This window comes from Pseudomonas sp. A34-9 (assembly GCF_029543085.1).
Lineage (GTDB): Bacteria > Pseudomonadota > Gammaproteobacteria > Pseudomonadales > Pseudomonadaceae > Aquipseudomonas.
Map to the genome: position 1 here is coordinate 5970442 of NZ_CP119967.1, position 17884 is coordinate 5988325.

The 17884-nt window shown below is 60.2% G+C and carries 18 protein-coding genes; 11 read left to right on the forward strand and 7 right to left on the reverse strand.

Going from position 1 to position 17884, the window contains the following annotated elements; all coding sequences use genetic code 11:
- The first annotated feature begins 142 nt into the window (after window positions 1–142).
- The 6 genes from P3G59_RS26840 to P3G59_RS26865 all read left to right on the forward strand — a co-directional run bounded on the left by P3G59_RS26840 (window position 143) and on the right by P3G59_RS26865 (window position 6419).
- Complete coding sequence (locus P3G59_RS26840) at window positions 143–619, forward strand: RNA polymerase sigma factor (protein WP_238704364.1); 477 nt, start codon at window positions 143–145, stop codon at window positions 617–619.
- On the forward strand, window positions 616–1590 hold the full coding sequence (locus P3G59_RS26845; RefSeq protein WP_277759611.1) for a FecR family protein: 975 nt from the start codon (window positions 616–618) through the stop codon (window positions 1588–1590). Before P3G59_RS26840 ends, P3G59_RS26845 begins: the two co-directional genes overlap by 4 nt.
- A gap of 208 nt (window positions 1591–1798) precedes the next feature.
- Window positions 1799–4234, forward strand: a complete 2436-nt coding sequence (locus P3G59_RS26850; protein ID WP_277759612.1) for a TonB-dependent siderophore receptor — start codon at window positions 1799–1801, stop codon at window positions 4232–4234.
- A gap of 74 nt (window positions 4235–4308) precedes the next feature.
- Window positions 4309–5439, forward strand: a complete 1131-nt coding sequence (locus P3G59_RS26855) for a PepSY-associated TM helix domain-containing protein (RefSeq protein WP_277759613.1) — start codon at window positions 4309–4311, stop codon at window positions 5437–5439.
- Entirely contained in the window at window positions 5436–5615 is a 180-nt protein-coding gene (locus P3G59_RS26860) for a hypothetical protein (RefSeq protein ID WP_277759614.1), read from the forward strand. The genes P3G59_RS26855 and P3G59_RS26860 overlap by 4 nt, the downstream gene beginning before the upstream one ends.
- A gap of 174 nt (window positions 5616–5789) precedes the next feature.
- Complete coding sequence (locus P3G59_RS26865) at window positions 5790–6419, forward strand: glutathione S-transferase (RefSeq protein WP_277759615.1); 630 nt, start codon at window positions 5790–5792, stop codon at window positions 6417–6419.
- 181 nt (window positions 6420–6600) lie between these two features.
- Here P3G59_RS26865 and creD read toward each other — a convergent pair whose 3' ends face one another.
- The 4 genes from creD to P3G59_RS26885 all read right to left on the reverse strand — a co-directional run bounded on the left by creD (window position 6601) and on the right by P3G59_RS26885 (window position 10811).
- Entirely contained in the window at window positions 6601–7971 is a 1371-nt protein-coding gene (creD, locus tag P3G59_RS26870; RefSeq protein WP_277759616.1) for a cell envelope integrity protein CreD, read from the reverse strand.
- Between the two features lie 169 nt (window positions 7972–8140).
- Entirely contained in the window at window positions 8141–9559 is a 1419-nt protein-coding gene (gene creC / locus P3G59_RS26875) for a two-component system sensor histidine kinase CreC (protein ID WP_277759617.1), read from the reverse strand.
- Window positions 9559–10239: a two-component system response regulator CreB gene (gene creB / locus P3G59_RS26880; RefSeq protein ID WP_277759618.1), complete on the reverse strand. Its 681-nt coding sequence runs from the start codon at window positions 10237–10239 to the stop codon at window positions 9559–9561. The genes creC and creB overlap by 1 nt, the downstream gene beginning before the upstream one ends.
- Window positions 10240–10307: 68 nt before the next feature.
- On the reverse strand, window positions 10308–10811 hold the full coding sequence (locus P3G59_RS26885) for an ATP-dependent zinc protease (protein ID WP_007909997.1): 504 nt from the start codon (window positions 10809–10811) through the stop codon (window positions 10308–10310).
- Between the two features lie 257 nt (window positions 10812–11068).
- Here P3G59_RS26885 and P3G59_RS26890 point away from each other — a divergent pair, with 257 nt between their 5' ends.
- The gene (locus tag P3G59_RS26890) at window positions 11069–11956 is read left to right on the forward strand and encodes an acyltransferase (RefSeq protein WP_277759619.1); all 888 of its coding nucleotides are present in this window, start codon (window positions 11069–11071) and stop codon (window positions 11954–11956) included.
- Between the two features lies 1 nt (window position 11957).
- On the opposite strand, the gene P3G59_RS26895 is transcribed toward P3G59_RS26890, so the two are convergent.
- Window positions 11958–12515 carry a DUF2780 domain-containing protein gene (locus tag P3G59_RS26895; RefSeq protein WP_123454131.1) on the reverse strand — a complete coding sequence of 186 codons (558 nt, stop codon included), beginning with the start codon at window positions 12513–12515 and terminating at the stop codon, window positions 11958–11960.
- 149 nt (window positions 12516–12664) lie between these two features.
- On the opposite strand from P3G59_RS26895, the gene P3G59_RS26900 reads away from it, so the two are divergent.
- From P3G59_RS26900 to P3G59_RS26915, 4 genes are all read left to right on the forward strand, one after another.
- Window positions 12665–13300, forward strand: a complete 636-nt coding sequence (locus tag P3G59_RS26900) for a sigma-70 family RNA polymerase sigma factor (RefSeq protein WP_277759620.1) — start codon at window positions 12665–12667, stop codon at window positions 13298–13300.
- Complete coding sequence (locus tag P3G59_RS26905) at window positions 13297–13971, forward strand: anti-sigma factor (RefSeq protein ID WP_277759621.1); 675 nt, start codon at window positions 13297–13299, stop codon at window positions 13969–13971. Before P3G59_RS26900 ends, P3G59_RS26905 begins: the two co-directional genes overlap by 4 nt.
- Before the next feature lie 209 nt (window positions 13972–14180).
- Window positions 14181–14519 (forward strand): hypothetical protein, encoded by a 339-nt coding sequence (locus tag P3G59_RS26910; RefSeq protein ID WP_277759622.1) that lies wholly within the window; start codon window positions 14181–14183, stop codon window positions 14517–14519.
- Between the two features lie 243 nt (window positions 14520–14762).
- Window positions 14763–15314, forward strand: coding sequence for a serine protease (locus P3G59_RS26915; protein ID WP_277759623.1), 552 nt, complete (start codon window positions 14763–14765; stop codon window positions 15312–15314).
- A gap of 254 nt (window positions 15315–15568) precedes the next feature.
- Here the strand turns inward: P3G59_RS26915 and fdhA are convergent, their stop codons facing one another.
- On the reverse strand, window positions 15569–16768 hold the full coding sequence (gene fdhA / locus P3G59_RS26920) for a formaldehyde dehydrogenase, glutathione-independent (RefSeq protein WP_166223435.1): 1200 nt from the start codon (window positions 16766–16768) through the stop codon (window positions 15569–15571).
- 173 nt (window positions 16769–16941) lie between these two features.
- Window positions 16942–17799 (reverse strand): formyltetrahydrofolate deformylase, encoded by an 858-nt coding sequence (purU, locus tag P3G59_RS26925; protein WP_008086918.1) that lies wholly within the window; start codon window positions 17797–17799, stop codon window positions 16942–16944.
- Window positions 17800–17884 lie beyond the last annotated feature (85 nt).

Consider the following 17884-nt stretch of genomic DNA (forward strand, 5'->3'; position numbering starts at 1 on the left):
AGCCGCCCACCTGACCAGTGGCCAATTGCTAACCATTCCCACCTCTGCCACAATCGCGAACAATTCGCGTTAGTTAACATTTCCCAATCGGTGATGTCCGGTGTCGTCAGTCCCAAGCCCTCACAGTGAGCTCGTCGGTGCGATGTATCGTGACCATCGCGGCTGGCTGCTGGCGTGGCTGCGGCGCAATGTGGCCTGCCCGCAACGTGCCGAAGACCTCAGCCAGGACACTTTTGTGCGCCTGCTCGGTCGCGACGCCATGCTGACACCCCGCGAGCCGCGCGCCTTTCTGGTGGCAATCGCCAAAGGCCTGCTGTTCGACTACTTCCGCCGCGCGGCGCTGGAACAGGCCTACCTCACCGAATTGATGCTGATCCCCGAAGGCGAGCAACCGTCGGTGGAAGAACAGCAAATGATCCTCGAAGACCTCAAAGCCATCGACCGCTTGCTCGGCAAGCTGTCGACCAAGGCCCGTGCCGCTTTCCTCTATAACCGCCTCGACGGGCTCAGCCATGCCGAGATCGCCGACAAGCTCGGCGTCTCAGTGCCGCGCGTTCGGCAATATCTGGCCCAAGGCATTCGTCAGTGCTACATCGCCCTGTACGGTGAGCCGACGTGAGTCCGGCCAGTTCCAGTCCCGTACCGGCGCATGTACTGGATGCGGCGATTGCCTGGCAACTGACCCTCGATTCCAGCAGTCCGCTGGAGCGCGAAGAGTTCGCCAAGTGGCATGCGGCCAATGAAGAACACGCCCGCGCCTGGCGGCAGTTGGGCATGCTCGATCAACGTTTCAGCGTGGCCAAGGGCCCGGCCCGCAGTGCCTTGCTGCAATCGCGCGAAGGCATTCGCCGGCGGGTGCGCAAGCTCGGCAGTGGGCTGGCCAGCGTGGTGGTGCTTGTCGGTCTGGGGCTGTTCGCCAGCGAACGGTTTATGCCGCTGGATTACTGGCTCGCCGATCAACGCACCGCCACGGGTGAGCAACGCACCGTGCGCCTGTCCGACGGCACCGTGTTGAATCTCAACACCCACAGTGCGGTGGACGTGCGTTTCGATGACAAGCGCCGGCTGATCGTGTTGCAGGAAGGCGAGATTCTGGTTGAAACCGGTCATGGCGATGCGCGCCCGTTCATCGTTGAAACCCGCGAAGGCAGCATGCGCGCCTTGGGTACGCGGTTTCTGGTCAAGCGTGAAGAAGAAGGCACGCGTCTGAGCGTGTTGCAGTCGGCGGTGGCGGCGCATGCGCAAGCGAATCCCGAAGAACAGATTCTGCGCGAAGGTCAGCAAGTGTTACTGCGCAGTGACGGACTGGGCTCGATTGTCGCGCTCAACCCCGGCGCCGACGCCTGGACTCGCGGCATGCTGGTGGTCGACAACGCACGGCTGGGCGATCTGGTGCATGAGCTGGGCCGTTATCGCCGCGGGCATCTGGGCGTGGCGCCGGAAGTGGCAGATCTGCGGATTACCGGCAGCTTCCCGCTGCATGACACCGACAAGGCCTTGAGCGCATTGCTGCCGACTTTGCCGGTGCAGATCGAGCGGCACACGCCTTATTGGGTCACAGTCGCGAAGGCTGAGCCCTCCTCTCCTTGACCTGATCGTTCCCGCGCTCTGAGTCCCTGCCGAAGCGGACGCAGAGCGTCCATTGAGGCATTCCCACGCGGAGCATGGGAACGATCAACCCCACAGAAATGTGGCTGTTTTCCAGTTAATCGAAATTATTTTCATCTCGCCCTATCACTTTTTGCTTTTCATCCGGCACACAGGCAATTGAGAAATATTTCCATTCAGGAGCCGCCGTATGTCCCGTTCGCTAGACACCTTGTTGCGCCCCAGTCTGCTGGCCGTCGCCATCGCGCTCAGCGCGCCGCTGATCAGCAGCCCGTTGCTCGCCGCTGAACAAGCGTCCAGCGTGCGCGCCTACAATCTGCCGGCGGCGCCGCTATCCACCACGTTGAACCAGATCGCCAGCCAGGGCGGCCTCGCGCTGTCGCTGAACCCGTCGCTGGCGGCGGGCAAAACCTCGGCGCCAGTGAGCGGCCAGTACGATGCGGCGGGGGCTCTGCGCGCGGCCCTGCGAGGCACCGGTTTGCAACTGGAACAAAGCAGCAGCGGCACTTACAGTCTGGTCGCGGTGCCTGAAGGAACCCTGGCGTTGCCGGAAACTTCGGTCATCGGCGTGGAAAACCTCGAAAGTGCCTGGGGCCCGGTCGAAGGCTATACCGCCACCCGTACCGCTGCCGGCACCAAGACCGACACCGCGCTGGTCGAAGCACCGCGTTCGATCTCGGTGGCGACCCGTCAGCAAATGGACGACCGCAGCGTGCACAGCCTCGATGACGCCGTGCGCTACATGCCGGGCATCACCGCCAGCAGCTACGGCAGCGACACCCGCGCCGACTGGCTGCGTGTACGTGGTTTCGAACCGACCCAGTTCCTCGACGGCCTGCCGCTGCCGAAAGGCGTGTACGCCAACCCGAAACAGGAAACCTGGAACCTCGACCGCCTCGCCCTGCTGCGCGGCCCGGCCTCTTCGGTTTACGGCCAGACCCCACCGGGCGGCCTGCTCGACATGGTCAGCCGCCGCCCAAGTGCTGAAGCCAGCAACGAAATCCAGCTGCAGTACGGCAGTGACAACCACCGCCAGATCAACTTTGCCAGCACCGGCAAGATCGATGACGCCGGCCAGTTTCTCTATGGCCTCAGCGGCGTCGTACGCGACAGCGGCACACAGGTCGATCACGTCGACAACAAGCGTTACAACATTGCGCCGAGCCTGACCTGGAACATCGACGACGACACCAGGCTCACCCTGCTGAGCCAGTTCACCCGCGACGATACCGGCATCACCAGCCAGTTCCTGCCGGTGCAGGGCACCAAGATCAAGTCACCGTTCGGCGATATCTCCCATCACAAGAATCTGGGTGATCCGGACTGGGAATACTACGATCGCACCTACTACGCGCTGGGCTACGCCTTCGAACATCGTCTGAACGATGTCTGGCAGTTCAAGCAGAACCTGCGTTACACCAAGTCGGACCTGTCGTTCCAGTCGCTGACGCCGGGGTCGTACCCATTCACCGAAGTGGATGATCAAGGCAACGTCGGGCGCACCAGTACAAGCGTCGAAGAAGACATCAGCCAGTTCGCCGTGGACAACAACTTCCAGGCCGACTTCGCTACCGGCGATATCCGTCACACCCTGTTGTTGGGTCTGGACCACCAGCGCAGTAACACCAACTACACCTCGATCTTCGGCTTTTCGGATACCACTCCGGGCACCAACGTGATCACCCCGATCTACGGTCAGCCGATCGTACGTCCAGCGCGCTCCACCGCGTTTTACGATTATGACCAGAAGACCTACCAGACCGGCCTGTACGTGCAGGATCAGATGGCCCTCGACCAGTGGCGCCTGACCCTCGGCGGCCGTGAAGACTGGGTGCACACCAGCACCCGGTTCATCAACAAGGGCGATGCCACCAACACCCAGCGTGACAAGGCGTTCAGCGGCAACGCTGCGCTCAGCTACGTGTTCGACAACGGCTTCGTGCCGTACCTGTCGTACGCCGAATCCTTCCAGCCGACCACGGGCGCCGACGCCACCTCGACCGGCTCGCTCAAGCCGACCGAAGGCAAACAATGGGAATTGGGCATCAAGTACCAGCCACCGGGCAGCAAAACCCTGCTGACCGCCGCCGTGTATGACCTCACCCAGAAGAACGTCTCGGTCAACACCTTCGTCAATAACGTGTCGATCACCAGCCAGACCGGCGAGGTGAAAGTCAAAGGTCTGGAGCTGGAAGCGGTTTCCGACGTGACCGACAACCTGAAAGTCATCGCCGCCTACACCCTGGCCAAATCCGAAGTGCAGAATGGCGTCGACAAGGGCAATCGCCTGCAACTGATGCCGAATCAGCAAGCTTCGCTGTGGACCGATTACACCTGGCACGCCGGCGTCCTCGACGGCTTCGGCATTGGCGGCGGCGTGCGTTACACCGGCAACACCTACGGCGACAAGGCCAACACCTGGCTGGGCAAGGCCGATGCCTACACCGTGTTCGACGCGAGCGTGCATTACGACCTCGGCCGTCTGGACAACAGCCTCAAAGGCGCGTCGCTGGCGGTCAACGCGACCAACCTGTTCGACAAGGACTACATTTCCACCTGCGACAGCTTCTACTGCTACTACGGCGACCAGCGCAGCGTCGTCGCCAGCGCCACTTACAAGTGGTAAGCAACTGAGCTGAAACAGGCCCTGTGACCAGGCCGTCCCTCGTGGACGGCTTTGGTGTTTTTGAAGGTCATGAAATGAAAAGTAAAACAATTCGTCGCTGGTCGTTCGTCCACACCTGGACCAGTCTGGTCTGCACCGTGTTTTTGCTGATGCTGGCACTGACCGGTCTGCCGCTGATCTTTCATCACGAAATCGAGCACTTGCTCGGTGACGCGCCCGAAGTGCGCGAGCTGCCAGCCGACACGCCACGGCTGAACCTGGCGCAACTGGTCGAGGCCGCCGAAAAACATCGCCCCGATGAAGTCGTGCAGTACTTCGGTTTCGATGACGATGAGCCGAATGCCGTGCTGACGATCATGGCGAAAACCGCCGGCACCGAACCGAATTCGTCGCACACCTTCATGCTCGACGCGCGTACCGGTGAGGCGCTGGAAACGCCTTCAGCAAACGGCGGCTTGATGCTGTTTATCCTGCGCCTGCACGTCGACATGTTCGCCGGGCTGCCAGGCAAGTTGTTGCTGGCGTTCATGGGGCTGCTGTTTGTCGTGGCCATCGTGTCCGGGACAGTGCTGTACCTGCCGTTCATGCGCCGCTTGAAGTTCGGCACGGTACGTCAGGACAAATCGACACGGCTGCGCTGGCTCGACCTGCACAACCTGATTGGTGTAGTCACGCTGACGTGGGCACTGGTGGTCGGCGTGACCGGCGTGATCAGCGCCTGCGCCGACCTGCTGATCGCGGCTTGGCGCAACGATGCGCTGACGGCGCTGATCGAACCTTACCGCGATGCACCTGCGCTGACGCATCTGGCCCCGGCCACGCGTTTGCTCGACATCGCCGCCGAAGTGGCACCGGGGATGGAGCCTGATTTCATTGCCTTCCCCGGCACACGCTTTTCCAGTGAGCACCATTATTCGGTGTTCATGAAGGGCGGCACGCACCTGACCTCGCATTTGCTGACGCCGGTGCTGATCGATGCCACCACGCTGCAAGTCACCGCCGTGGCCGAACGGCCGTGGTACATGGACGCCATGGGCATGTCGCAACCGCTGCACTTCGGTGACTACGGCGGCATGCCGATGAAGATTCTCTGGGCCACGCTCGATGTGCTGACGATCATTGTCCTCGGCAGTGGCGTGTATCTGTGGGTGGTACGGCGCAAAGCGGCCAAGCCTGTACCGGAAACGGCGGAGGCCTCCACATGAAGCCGCGTCAGTCGAATTTCTGGAAGGTGTTCAGCACGCCGATCGTGATTGCATTGCTCAGTGCAGCGGGGTTGTTTGCGGCGTTGCTCGGGGACGGAATCTGGGATGCGTTGAGCTGGCTCGGGCTGGGTGTTCCGGCCTTTCTGGCGATACGAGGATTGTTGCAGCGAAGCTAAAGAAACCTGTGGGAGCGAGCCTGCTCGCGAAAGCGCTCTGACGTTCAACACCAATGTTGACTGTACCGACGCCTTCGCGAGCAGGCTCGCTCCCACATTGGTTTTGCGCTGGGCTTGAGGACGTGGCGTTACGCGCTATGCTGCTCCCTCATCGTTCTGATCGAGACCCTGCCAATGTCCGCCCCCAGCATGACCCTGTACCACAACACGCTCTCCCCGTTCGTGCGCAAAGTGATGGTATTGCTGCACGAAACCGGTCAGCAGGATCGCGTCGCCTTGCAAGACTGCGTGCTCAGCCCGGTCAGCCCGAGTGCCGAGCTCAATGCCGACAACCCGCTGGGCAAGATTCCCGCGCTGCGTCTGGCCGACGGCAATGTCATCCATGACAGCCGCGTGATCCTCGAATACCTCGACCAGCAACACGTCGGCAACCCGTTGATCCCCCGCGAAGGTGCGGCCCGCTGGCGCCGTCTGACCCTGGCCTCGATGGCCGACGGGATCATGGATGCGTCGGTGATGGTGCGTTATGAGCTGGTTTTGCGTGCGCCGGAAAAGCATTGGGACGAATGGCTCGACGCCCAGCGCGACAAAATCCGCCGCGCCCTCGCCGTGCTGGAAAGCGATGCGATTGCCGAGCTGACCAGCCACTTCGACGTGGCCGCCATCAGCGTGGCCTGTGCGCTGGGTTACCTCGACCTGCGCTTCCCGGACCTGGGCTGGCGTGATGCCAACCCGCAACTGGCAAACTGGTTCTTTGAAGTGAGTCAGCGACCGTCCATGATCGCGACGATGCCCAAGCCCTAAATCGGCGGCGCCTGTTCCGGCCTCTTCGCGAGCAGGCTCGCTCCCACATTGGAATGTGCACGCCTGTGGGAGCGAGCTTGCTCGCGAATGCACCACCTCGGTTCCACAGGCAAATACCCGATAATCCGCGTCATCAACTCATCCTTCCAGCACTGATCCTCACGCAACCCCAGCGACCGGCTCATTGCATCGCCCCCACATCAAACTCCAGCGGCTTGGCCGGCTTCTGCCCGATCCCGTACCAATCCAGTTTGCGCGTCAGCACCATGAACACACCAAGCAGACCGAACAGCAGCAATGAGCCCATCAACAACGCGTAATCCTCGGCACTCAGCAATCCATAAAGCAGGCCATACAGCGCTGCCAACCCCGCCGAAAAGCTCCACCCGTGGCGCACACTGCGCAGCACGTGGCACACATAGAACCCGATCAACAACACACAAGCACAGGCCGACAACAAATACGCCAGGGCAAAACCAATGTGCTCCGACAGCGACAGCAGCAACAGATAAAAGAACGCCAGGGCCACACCCACCAGCGCGTATTGCACCGGGTGCACGGCCAGGCTCTTGAGCACTTCGAACAGAAAGAAACCGGCGAACGTCAGGACAATGAACAGCAGCGCATATTTGATCGCCCGGTCGCTCTTCAGGTACTGATCCACCGGATCGATGAAGCTCACACCGAAGCTGCGACCGTTGAACGCCTCGCAATCGTTGCTGCTCACGCAACGGCTCATGGCGTCTTGCAGATTGGTGGAGAAAAACGTGGTCTGCCAATCGGCACTGAAGCCCTGATCATTGATTTCACGTTTGCCCGGCAGGAAGTTGCCGACAAAGCTTGGATGCGGCCAGTTGGCGGTGAGGCTGACGCTGCTGGTCTTGCCCACCGGCAGCACCTGCAATGAACCGGTGCCTTGCAGGCGCAGGTCGAAACCAAAGCTCAGCTCGGTGGTTTTGCTGGTGTCGAGTTGCGGCAACGTCACTCGCACGCCTTCACCGAGCCAGCCGACTTGAGTGCCCGGCACAAAGTCCAGACGCTGACCGTCAAGTTCCAGCTTCAGCGCATTTTCGATGCCACGAATGTCGCTGATGCCGACCGCGAGAAACGGTGCATCGAACTGGTAGTCGCTGAAATCTTCTTTGATGCCCAATTGCGCCGGCAACGAGAAATGGCCGTTGATGCGGTTGTCGGCGTGGAACAGCCGCGCCTCGTAAATACCCCGCGCCCGCAGTTCGGTTTGCACTTGGCCGTCGAGTTCGAAACGCTCCGGCAGGAAGTACAAACGCCCACGCTCTTCGCTCGGCTCGTCGTAACGCTGGTTGGTTTTGTCGTTGGTTTTCCAGTTGTGAATCACTTTGCGATACGGCACTACCATCACCGGCCCGCTCAGTTGCTGGCTGTAGCTGGAGCTGCGGGCGATGTCTTCAAGCACGCCGTCGCGCAACTGTTGGCGCTCGTCGATGACGCCGTCGATCATCAGCAGCGGGATCAACAACAGCAGGATCAGCAGGGCGATGGCGCCGAGCTTGATGGTCAGATTCTTGTTCATGGGACTCTCCCTGTTTGGATGGGCAGAGTCTGCTGGCGCTGTATGAGGGGAATGTGGGGGGAATATGGAGATTGTGTGGAAAGATCAAAAGATCGCAGCCTTCGGCAGCTCCTACAGATGTACGCGACCCTATGCAGGAGCTGCCGAAGGCTGCGATCTTTTGACGGAATCAAGGCAAGCGCAATGTCACTTCAACCCCATTCTCGACATTGCGAATCTGCATCGCCCCGCCATGCAACTTGACCACTTCTTCCACGAAGTTAAGCCCCAACCCCGTGCTTTTGCGCCCACTGTCCGGACGCGGCAACGAGTAAAAACGCTCGGTCAGACGCGGCAGGGCGTAATCGGGAATAGGGGCGGTTTCATTGAACAGACGCAGTTCGATCTGCTCTCCCCGGCGTTCGGCACTGAAACGTAGCAGCCCCTGCACGGGGGTAAAATCCAGCGCATTCTCCAGCACGTTGCCCAGCGCCTGACGCAGCAGAAACGGCTCGCCGATCAGCAGCAGATCCGCCGCAATGGCCTGTTCGATGCGCAGCTGTTTGCCTTCGATCCGCGCCGCCTGCCCCTGCAACAACTGATCAACCAACACCGCCAACGGCACAGCGACCCGTTCTTCAAGGCCCTGACGTTGTTCCACTTGTGCCAGATTCAACAACCGCTCGATCAACTGCTGCATCCGCGCACTTTCGCTGTCGATGTTGCCGACGAAGCGCAGTCGCTGAACCGGCGGCATTTCCCCTTGCAGCAACTCCGCCGCGCCACGGATCGCCGCCAGCGGACTTTTCAGCTCGTGGGTCAGCGTGTGCACATAGCGCTCGACGTAAGCCTTGCCTTCCAGTTGCGTGCGCATCTGCTCAACGGCCGTGGCCAGTTGTTCCAGTTCACCGCCACGGTAGTGCGGCACTTCCACCCTTCGGCCCTCACTCACCGCTTGGGCATAACCGGTCAAACGGTGCAGCGCGCGGCTCAGCCACCACGACAGCAAGGCGCCGAACAACAAACCGAGGCCGATCAGCCCAGCACCGTAAAACAGCAAACGCCGCTCGGTGCGATCGACATAAGGCTGCAATGAGCTGTTGGGCTTGGCCACGGTGACCACACCGATGATCTTGCCGTTGTCACGGATCGGCGCGCCGACATGCATCACCGACGAACTCGCGTCGTCGGGATCACTGCGACTCGAACGCGCACCGTACTCGCCGCGCAACGTCAGGTAGACATCGTTCCAGCGCGAATAATCCTGACCGACCGCCACGCCACTGGAATCGAGCACGACGATGCCCTTGGCGTCGGTCACATAGATACGGTGGTTGACCTGATTTTTCGGCAAGCCCCAAATCGTCGCTTGCGGCTGGCGCTCGCCATAGGCGCGTAGCAGCTCGGGCCAGCGGTTCTCGCTGAGGGTGCCGGCCTTGAAATCGTCGCGCAGGATTTCCGCCATCAGGTTGGCGGTATCGACCAGGGTTTCTTCGGTGGACTGGCGCACGCCGGGGCGGATTTCTTCCATCACCGTGTTGAGCACGAAATAACCGGTCAGGCCGATAAACAGCACATACACCAGAAAGATCCGCAGCCCCAGTGACATCAGCTGTGCCCCGGACTGTAGCTGTAACCGAGGCCGCGATGGGTCTGGATCGGCTCGGCATCGGCACGCACCAGCCGCAGTTTGGCGCGCACGCTTTTGATGTGGCTGTCGATGCTGCGCTCGTAACCGGCGTCGGCCGCCACGCCTAGCGCATCAAGCAACTGCTCGCGACTGAACACCCGCTCTGGTTGTTCAAGCAGGCATTGCAGCAGGCGGAATTCGTGGCGGGTCAGGCTTAATGTCTGGCCGCGATACATGATTTGAATGCGTTCCGGATCAATACGAAACAGCGTGGAAGTGGCTTCAATTACCGGGCGCGGTGCCATGCGTTTAAGGATTGCCTTCACTCGCGCGGCGACTTCACGCGGGCTGAACGGCTTGACCACGTAGTCGTCAGCACCGATCTCAAGGCCCACCACGCGATCGATCTCGGCATCGCGGGCGCTGAGGAACAGCACCGGCACTTCGCTGAAGCGTCGCAACTGTTTGCAGGTCTCGAAACCGCTGATGTCCGGCAGGCCGATGTCGAGGATGATCAGATCCGCCGGCGTTTGCCGCTGATGCTCCAGCGCCGCCGCGCCGAGGCTCAGCCACGTGGTGCTGAACCCCTCGCCCTGCAGGGCAAAAATCAACGTGTCGGCAATCGCCGCTTCGTCTTCGACAATCAGGATATGAGGCATGGCGTCCGAGCCCGTAGGTTAAGTGCGCGAACGGTGCCCCAAGCCTGACGTTACGTCAATGAGACCACTTAGCAGTCCGGCTTGTCGGCGGTGAAGCGCCGCGCCGGGTTCACTGCCGCGCCGAACTCGCGCAAGGCCTTGGCACCGATCAGCAGCGGGTAGTTGAAGTTGCTGCGGTCGGTCAGGTTGACCTCGACGGTACGCTTGACGTTGCCCAGGCACAGCTCCAGATCGACCACCGGCCGTTTGGCGACTTCGGTGCTTTCGCCCTCGTCCTCTTCATCCGAACGGCTCTTGATCTTGCTGATCCGCGCCACCTTGTGTTCGTAGACCTTGTTGCTGGCGTCCTTGGTACCGAGACGGAAACGCACCCATTCATCGCCATCACGGGTGAAGGTTTCGATGTCCTTGGCCGACAGCGAAGCGGTCAGTGCGCCGGTGTCCATCTTGGCCTTGAGCACTTCACCGCCGATTTCCGGCAGCGCGATGTATTCGTAGCGCCCGTACAGGGTCGGCTCGGCGGCCATGACCGGCAGGGCGACGAGGGCAAACAGTGCAAGGAGGGATTTCACGTAAGGGGCTTCCTTGAGAGGTTGGGCAACGGGATTTTAGACCGTTGCGCGCTTGATCGTTCCCACGCTCTGCGTGGGCATGCATCCAGTGACGCTCTGCGTCACAGGGACGCGGAGCGTCCCGGGCGGCGTTACCACGCAGAGCGTGGGAACGATCAGGTTAACGCGACTAAAGTGAAACATTCGTCAGTGCCGATTTGGCCTGTCGCGCGAAGCTGCTTATCATGGCGCGCCCATCCGTTTGCAAAGAGTTGCTTATGCGCCGCCTGCTCACCGGCTGTTTCGTCACCCTGCTGCTGTTGCTCAACACCCTGATCCTGATCGGGCCGTTGCTGGTGTTTGCCCTGCTCAAACTGGTGGCGCCCGGCCGCTGGCGCGACTATGCGTCGTGGGCGGTGATGTGGATTGCCGAGACCTGGGCCGAGATCGACAAGCTGATCTTCCGCCTGTGCATCCCGACCCAGTGGGACATTCGCGGCGGCGAAGATTTGCGCGGCGATACCTCGTATCTGGTGGTCAGCAATCACCAGTCATGGGTCGACATTCCGGCGCTGATCCAGACCCTCAACCGGCGCACGCCATTCTTCAAATTCTTCCTCAAGAAAGAGCTGATCTGGGTGCCGTTTTTGGGGCTGGCGTGGTGGGCGCTGGATTACCCGTTCATGAAGCGCTACTCCAAAGCCTTTCTGGCGAAGCACCCTGAGCTGGCCGGCAAGGATCTGGAAATCACCAAACAGGCCTGCGAGCTGTTCAAGCGACAGCCCGTTACCGTGGTGAATTATCTGGAAGGCACGCGCTACACCGCTGCGAAAAGCGCGCAGCAGCAATCACCGTTCAATCACCTGCTCAAGCCCAAGGCCGGCGGCGTGGCGTTTGTCCTGGCAGCATTGGGTGAACAGCTGGATGCGATTCTCGATGTGACGGTGGTTTATCCACAGGCGAAAATCCCGGGATTCTGGGATCTGATCAGCGGCAACGTGCCGCGCGTGATCATCGACATCAAGACCCGCGAACTCGACCCGGCGCTGTGGCAGGGCGATTACGAGAATGATCCGGCGTTTCGCCAGACCGTCCAGAGCTGGGTCAACCAGCTCTGGAGCGAAAAGGATCAGCGCATCGCCGAACTGCGCAGCGAGCGCGGCTGAATCAGCTACCGGTGCCGGCGCCCCAGATACTGCCCAGGCTCTGCAGCAGCGGGCCGCCGACGCCTTGGTCACCCAGATACTTGAGCAGCACCGGGGCAAACTGGCCGACCATGCCGCTGTCCATGCCCAGCGCACCGAAGGCATTGTTCAAGTCGTTGGTGTCCTTGACGTTGCCCAGTGCGTTTTCCAGCCCGGCGGACTTGCCCGACGACCCCAGCAACCCGCTCAGTGCCGCCAGGTTGCCGCCCCCGCCCGACAGCTTGTCGATGCCCGGCACTTCTTTGGCCAACTGCGAATAATCGGTGCTGCTCAATTGGTTCTTCGCCAGTCCAAGCATGGCGCTGGTGCCGCCGACGGCTTGTTGCGGCGTCACTCCCAAACCGGTCACGGCTTGCAGCAGGCCAGCCGTTTCCGAGGTCGGCGCGGCAGCGGTGGCAGCATTGCCGCCCTGCATGCTCGAAGCCGCCTTGGTCACATCGTCCAGACTGAAACCGGCAAACACCGGGCTGGCCGCAAGGGTCATCAGTGAAGCCATGGCAATACCGCGTGAAATCTTCATTCAGACATCCTCTTGCGCTGTAAAAATCGCCCATCGAAAGGCGACGAAACTGCCGGTTTGACCGGGTATCCGCCGGCATGTTCCGGCGCGGCGCATCCATTTTCATCCGGCCTGCGTATATAAAACGTGAAATCCCGGACGCCCTCGCGATGAATGGCACAACCGCTGTCGCTGAACTAGCCTGTGAACAGTCCGAGCCCAGCCCTCGTCGCTCGACCTTTGCCTGGAGAGTCGTCATTTCCATCGCCGACACCGATCAGCTGCGACAGCTGTTGGCCCAGTGTTCACTGGGTGATCGTCGCGCCTTCGAAACGTTGTACCGCAGCGTCGGCCCGTGCCTGCACGGCGTTGCCCTGCGTTTTATGGGCCGCACCGATCTGGCCGAGGAAGTGCTGCAGGAAAGCTTCGTGCGCATCTGGAACAACGCCTCGCGCTACGAAGCGCACCTGTCGGCGCCGCTGACCTGGATGATCAACATCACCCGTAATCAGGCCATCGATCAGTTGCGCAAACATCGTGAACGGCCACTGACCGATCTCGAACAGGACACACTGCCGGACGAAAGCCCCTCGGCTCACGACCAACTGAACAGCGCCCGCGAGGCTCAGACATTGAACCGCTGTCTGGACACCCTTGAAAGCATGCAACGCCAGTCGATCACCGTGGCCTACTTTCAGGGATTATCGTGCACGGAACTCGCCGAACACCTGGCCACGCCACTGGGAACGGTGAAATCGTGGATCCGTCGTGGCCTGGAACGCCTGCGCCGGTGCCTTGAGTCATGAACTACCAGACCCCTGCCCTGCGCCGCGCCCTGGCTGCCGATTACGCCATCGGGTTGATGCCTGCGGCAGCGCGGCGACGCTTTGACCAGTTGCTGCTGGATGACGCGGCATTAAGGGCTGAACTGGCGCAATGGCAGGAAAGCCTCGCCGCTCTCACCGCTGCGCTGCCGGAACATCCGGTGCCCGACCGCGTGTGGCAAGGCATCACCGCGCGGATCGAACCGCAAGTGCTGCATGTGCCCGAGAAGCGCCCGTTCTGGAACTGGCTACGGGTTACCGCTGCGCTGTGTTCGATCGTGGTGCTGCTCTTCCTCGGCTCGCTGTACAACCGCGACGACGCCCGCTACCGCGCCACCCTGCTGACGGCCGATGCGCAACCGGCGCTGAAGGTCGAGGCGCATGCGGATTATCTGCAAGTCGAGCCGCTGACGCTGGCGGCAGTTGATGCCGATCGCAGCCTGGAACTGTGGGCGATTCCGGTGGATGGCAAGCCGATTTCGCTGGGAGTGATACCGGCGGGTGGCAAAGGCAAGGTTGAGTTGAGTGAGGCGCAAAGAGCCTTGATCGGTAAACCGATTGCGCTGGCTGTAAGCCTCGAGCCGAAGGGTGGTTCGCCGACCGGGCAGCCGACTGGACCGGTGCTTTATCAGGGTGCTTTGGCAGCCCTCTAATTGCCAAGATCAAAAGATCGCAGCCTTCGGCAGCTCCTACAGGGAACGTGTAGGAACTGACGAAGGCTGCGATCTTTATAGTTCCACTTCCTCTTAAGATGCTCATCGTTATTTCCAATAAAACTAGAAACCCTGTCAGGTTTGACAGTTGGCATAAACCTTTAATACCGCCAACATTTCCGCTCCCATTACGTAACGGAGTACAAATAATGAAGCTGAAAATTGCCGCTGGTGTTCTGGTTAGCCTGGCCATGATGAGCACCGCCTATGCAGCAACTTGCCCGACACTTTCAATTACTCATTCTCAAGACAACGAAGATCTCACTTTCACCTCTGCACGCCTTAAAGATAAGGACACTGCCAATTCGGTTGTCATTTGTCGCTACGAAGGCAAGGACGACCTCGGCGCCTCGTCCGGTTACAGGAACGGCACTCCGGTCGAAGCCACCGGAGCCGGTTGGAAAGATAAGAAAGGCGAACCTTCGGATGATTGCCTAGTCACCGATGGAGACGCTAGCAAATGCTCGTTTAAAGAAAAGAAGAAATAATGCGTAAGGAGGGCAACCCGAGGGTTGCCCTTTTTTTCACCAGTGAAAGGGATTCGGGCAGTGTGTTGCAGACAACACATTCGTTTCAATAAGTTCATCAAGGTAGAAGTGAAGCACGGAACACATGCGTTAAATCCGCGCCCGAAAAAAAAACAGATGCAATACATATGTACCGCACTTGACGGTAGAACAACGGTTTAAATCAAACGGAGATACACAACCATCAAACTGAAAAGGCCGAATATGCAAAACGTTCAAGACATCATCACCGAAACAGTCACTACCGCTCTGACAGCACTCAACCCCACCGACTGGTTTTTCAATCCGCAAAACGCACCCGTGCGCGAGCCCTACCGCAAACACATCATCTGGCTGAAGAAACGCAATGACGAAGACAAACTCGTCGTGGTGATCAACGCAAGCGTGACGGTAGAAGGCGATTGCAACCCGTTCCCGACCTACTTTCCCAGGACACTGTTAGGAGAACTCCTCAAGTCTGCGTCGGGTTACTACCAGATTGCTCCCCCTCCCGCCCTTTTCCCAGGCAACCCGCAATGTCTCAACGCTCCTGACCAAACCATCCGGCTGATGCTCATGGGTAACGGCCTGCCTTACGCCAGCCGTTATCCGATTGTCATCCATGCTCACGAGGACATCGATATTTCATACGAGGTACAAGATAAAACCGAAGCCACTGATGAACCGGTACTTGCCAGTCTGCAAACGTACTCGGCAATGCGCCCTGACATCGAACAATTATTGAGGCTGCACAGGGTGGTAGATGTACCGAAGTGAAGCGGTTTAACTGGAGGTGAATGCCCTGCTGCTCCCGTGATCGCGTTCTTGTGAACTGTGCATCCGTCGCTGAACCGCTCCAGTTCAGAGAGCATTGAGCGACGGTTGCACAAGTGCCGATGTGTCCGGTTTCGACCACTGCGCGGTGCCAACGATGTCAGCGCTGCCGGTGAACCGTTGAACGGACTTCCTGGAAGTCTGAAGCGAATGTGAAAACGGCGACCGATAGTCGCCGTTTTTTATTGCCACATCGCTTAGGCCGCACTGAACAACTTATGCGGATCGATCACAAACTTCTTCGGTACGCCAGCGTCGAACTCGCCGTAACCTTCCGGCGCCTGATCGAGGCTGATGACCTGCACGCCCACCACTTCGGCAATGTTGATGCGATCCCACATGATCGCCTGCATCAGTTGGCGGTTGTACTTCATCACTGGAGTCTGACCCGTGTGGAAGCTGTGCGACTTGGCCCAGCCCAGACCGAAGCGGATGCTCAAGCTGCCCATTTTCGCGGCGGCATCCACAGCGCCCGGATCTTCGGTGACGTACAGGCCCGGAATACCGATCTTGCCGGCAACACGCACCACGCCCATCAGCGAGTTGAGCACGGTGGCCGGGGCTTCGGATTTCACTCCATCGTGGCCGTGGCCGCGGGCTTCGAAGCCTACGCAATCCACCGCGCAATCGACTTCCGGTTCGCCCAGCAGGGCTGCGATCTGTTCGTGCAGCGGCGTGTCTTTGGACAGGTCGACGATTTCGAAACCCTGAGCCTTGGCGTGGGCCAGGCGGATGGTGTTGACGTCGCCGATGATCACCACCGCAGCTCCCAGCAGCCGTGCCGAAGCGGCAGCCGCCAGACCAACCGGGCCAGCGCCGGCGATGTAAACGGTGCTGCCCGGGCCAACGCCAGCAGTAACGGCGCCGTGGTAACCGGTCGGCAGAATGTCGGAGAGGCAGGTCAGGTCGCGGATTTTCTCCATGGCCTTGTCGCGGTCCGGCAGTTTCAGCAGGTTGAAGTCGGCGTACGGCACCAGCACGTATTCGGCCTGGCCACCGGTCCAGTCGCCCATGTCGACGTAGCCGTAAGCGCCGCCGGCACGGGCCGGGTTGACGGTCAGGCAGACGCCGGTGTGTTGCTCTTTGCAGGAACGGCAGCGCCCGCAAGCCACGTTGAACGGCACGGAAACCAGGTCGCCGATTTTCAGGTTTTCGACGTCGGAGCCTTTTTCGATCACCTCGCCGGTGATCTCGTGGCCCAGCACCAGACCGGTCTGCGCCGTGGTACGGCCGCGCACCATGTGCTGATCGGAGCCGCAGATATTGGTGGAAACCACTTTGAGAATGACCCCGTGCTCGATCTTGCGACCGCGCGGGTCCTGCATTTTCGGATAGTCGATTTTCTGTACTTCGACCTTGCCAGCGCCGAGATACACCACACCACGATTGCCAGACATGCTTTCACCTCGCTGTTGTTTTTATGGAACCGCGTTGCCCAGGCAGGCAGCGCGTTGAGTGCTCGGGTACAGATGCTGTTTATGTGTTGCCTGTTATGGCCTCTTCGCGAGCAAGCTCGCTCCCACAGGGATACGCATTCCAATGTGGGAGCGAGCTTGCTCGCGAAAGCAATCTAAAGAACGACCGTGCGATTGGCGTTGAGGAACACCCTCCGCTCGATGTGATAACCGACGGCACGAGCCAGGGTCAGGCCTTCAATATCGCGCCCCTTGGCAATCAGATCCTCAGGGTAATGACTGTGATCCACCGCCTCGACGCCTTGGGCAATGATCGGCCCTTCATCGAGGTCGTTATTGATGTAATGCGCGGTCGCGCCAACCAGTTTCACGCCCTTGTTGTAGGCCTGGTGATACGGCTTGGCACCCTTGAATCCCGGCAGCAACGAGTGGTGAATGTTGATCGCCTTGCCATCGAGCTTGCGGCACAGCTCCGGCGACAGCACCTGCATGTAGCGGGCGAGGATCACCAGTTCGGCGCCGGACTCTTCGATCACCTGCCACACCTGACGCTCCTGCGACGGTTTGTCGTTGGGGTCGAGGGGGAAATGGTAGTAGGGAATCTGGTGCCAGTCGGCCAGCGGTTTCAGATCCGGATGGTTGGAGACGACAGCGGCAACGTCCATCGATAACTGGCCAATGCGCTGGCGATAGAGCAAGTCGTTAAGGCAGTGATCGGCCTTGGAAACCATGATCACCACTTTTGGCCGGTAGTTCGGCGCGGTCAGCTCGAAGATCATGCCGAACGCCTGCCCGCGCTCGGCGAGACCAGCGCGGAAGGATTGTTCGTCGAAACCGTCGGGCTGGCGAAACTCCACGCGAATGAAAAAACGCCCGGAGAGGCGATCATCAAAGGAATGGTGCTCGGTGACGTAGCAACCCTGCTCGAACAGAAAACGCGTGACCGCGTCCACGGTGCCGAGGACGCTGGGGCAGTCGGCGGTCAGAATCCATGTGTCTGGGGCGCGGCTCATATTTTATCCTCTGATCGTTCCCACGCTCTGCGTGGGAATGCCGCCATGGACGCTCGGCGTCCGCTCTTGGGACGCGGAGCGTCCC

Bases quoted from the DNA above. Each gene is read 5' to 3' on its own strand.
- P3G59_RS26840 (WP_238704364.1), top strand. From the start codon at position 143: ATGTATCGTGACCATCGCGGCTGGCTGCTGGCGTGGCTGCGGCGCAAT.
- P3G59_RS26850 (WP_277759612.1), top strand. From the start codon at position 1,799: ATGTCCCGTTCGCTAGACACCTTGTTGCGCCCCAGTCTGCTGGCCGTC.
- P3G59_RS26855 (WP_277759613.1), top strand. From the start codon at position 4,309: ATGAAAAGTAAAACAATTCGTCGCTGGTCGTTCGTCCACACCTGGACC.
- P3G59_RS26860 (WP_277759614.1), top strand. From the start codon at position 5,436: ATGAAGCCGCGTCAGTCGAATTTCTGGAAGGTGTTCAGCACGCCGATC.
- P3G59_RS26865 (WP_277759615.1), top strand. From the start codon at position 5,790: ATGTCCGCCCCCAGCATGACCCTGTACCACAACACGCTCTCCCCGTTC.
- creD (WP_277759616.1), bottom strand. From the start codon at position 7,971: ATGAACAAGAATCTGACCATCAAGCTCGGCGCCATCGCCCTGCTGATC.
- creC (WP_277759617.1), bottom strand. From the start codon at position 9,559: ATGTCACTGGGGCTGCGGATCTTTCTGGTGTATGTGCTGTTTATCGGC.
- creB (WP_277759618.1), bottom strand. From the start codon at position 10,239: ATGCCTCATATCCTGATTGTCGAAGACGAAGCGGCGATTGCCGACACG.
- P3G59_RS26890 (WP_277759619.1), top strand. From the start codon at position 11,069: ATGCGCCGCCTGCTCACCGGCTGTTTCGTCACCCTGCTGCTGTTGCTC.
- P3G59_RS26895 (WP_123454131.1), bottom strand. From the start codon at position 12,515: ATGAAGATTTCACGCGGTATTGCCATGGCTTCACTGATGACCCTTGCG.
- P3G59_RS26900 (WP_277759620.1), top strand. From the start codon at position 12,665: ATGAATGGCACAACCGCTGTCGCTGAACTAGCCTGTGAACAGTCCGAG.
- P3G59_RS26905 (WP_277759621.1), top strand. From the start codon at position 13,297: ATGAACTACCAGACCCCTGCCCTGCGCCGCGCCCTGGCTGCCGATTAC.
- P3G59_RS26910 (WP_277759622.1), top strand. From the start codon at position 14,181: ATGAAGCTGAAAATTGCCGCTGGTGTTCTGGTTAGCCTGGCCATGATG.
- P3G59_RS26915 (WP_277759623.1), top strand. From the start codon at position 14,763: ATGCAAAACGTTCAAGACATCATCACCGAAACAGTCACTACCGCTCTG.
- fdhA (WP_166223435.1), bottom strand. From the start codon at position 16,768: ATGTCTGGCAATCGTGGTGTGGTGTATCTCGGCGCTGGCAAGGTCGAA.
- purU (WP_008086918.1), bottom strand. From the start codon at position 17,799: ATGAGCCGCGCCCCAGACACATGGATTCTGACCGCCGACTGCCCCAGC.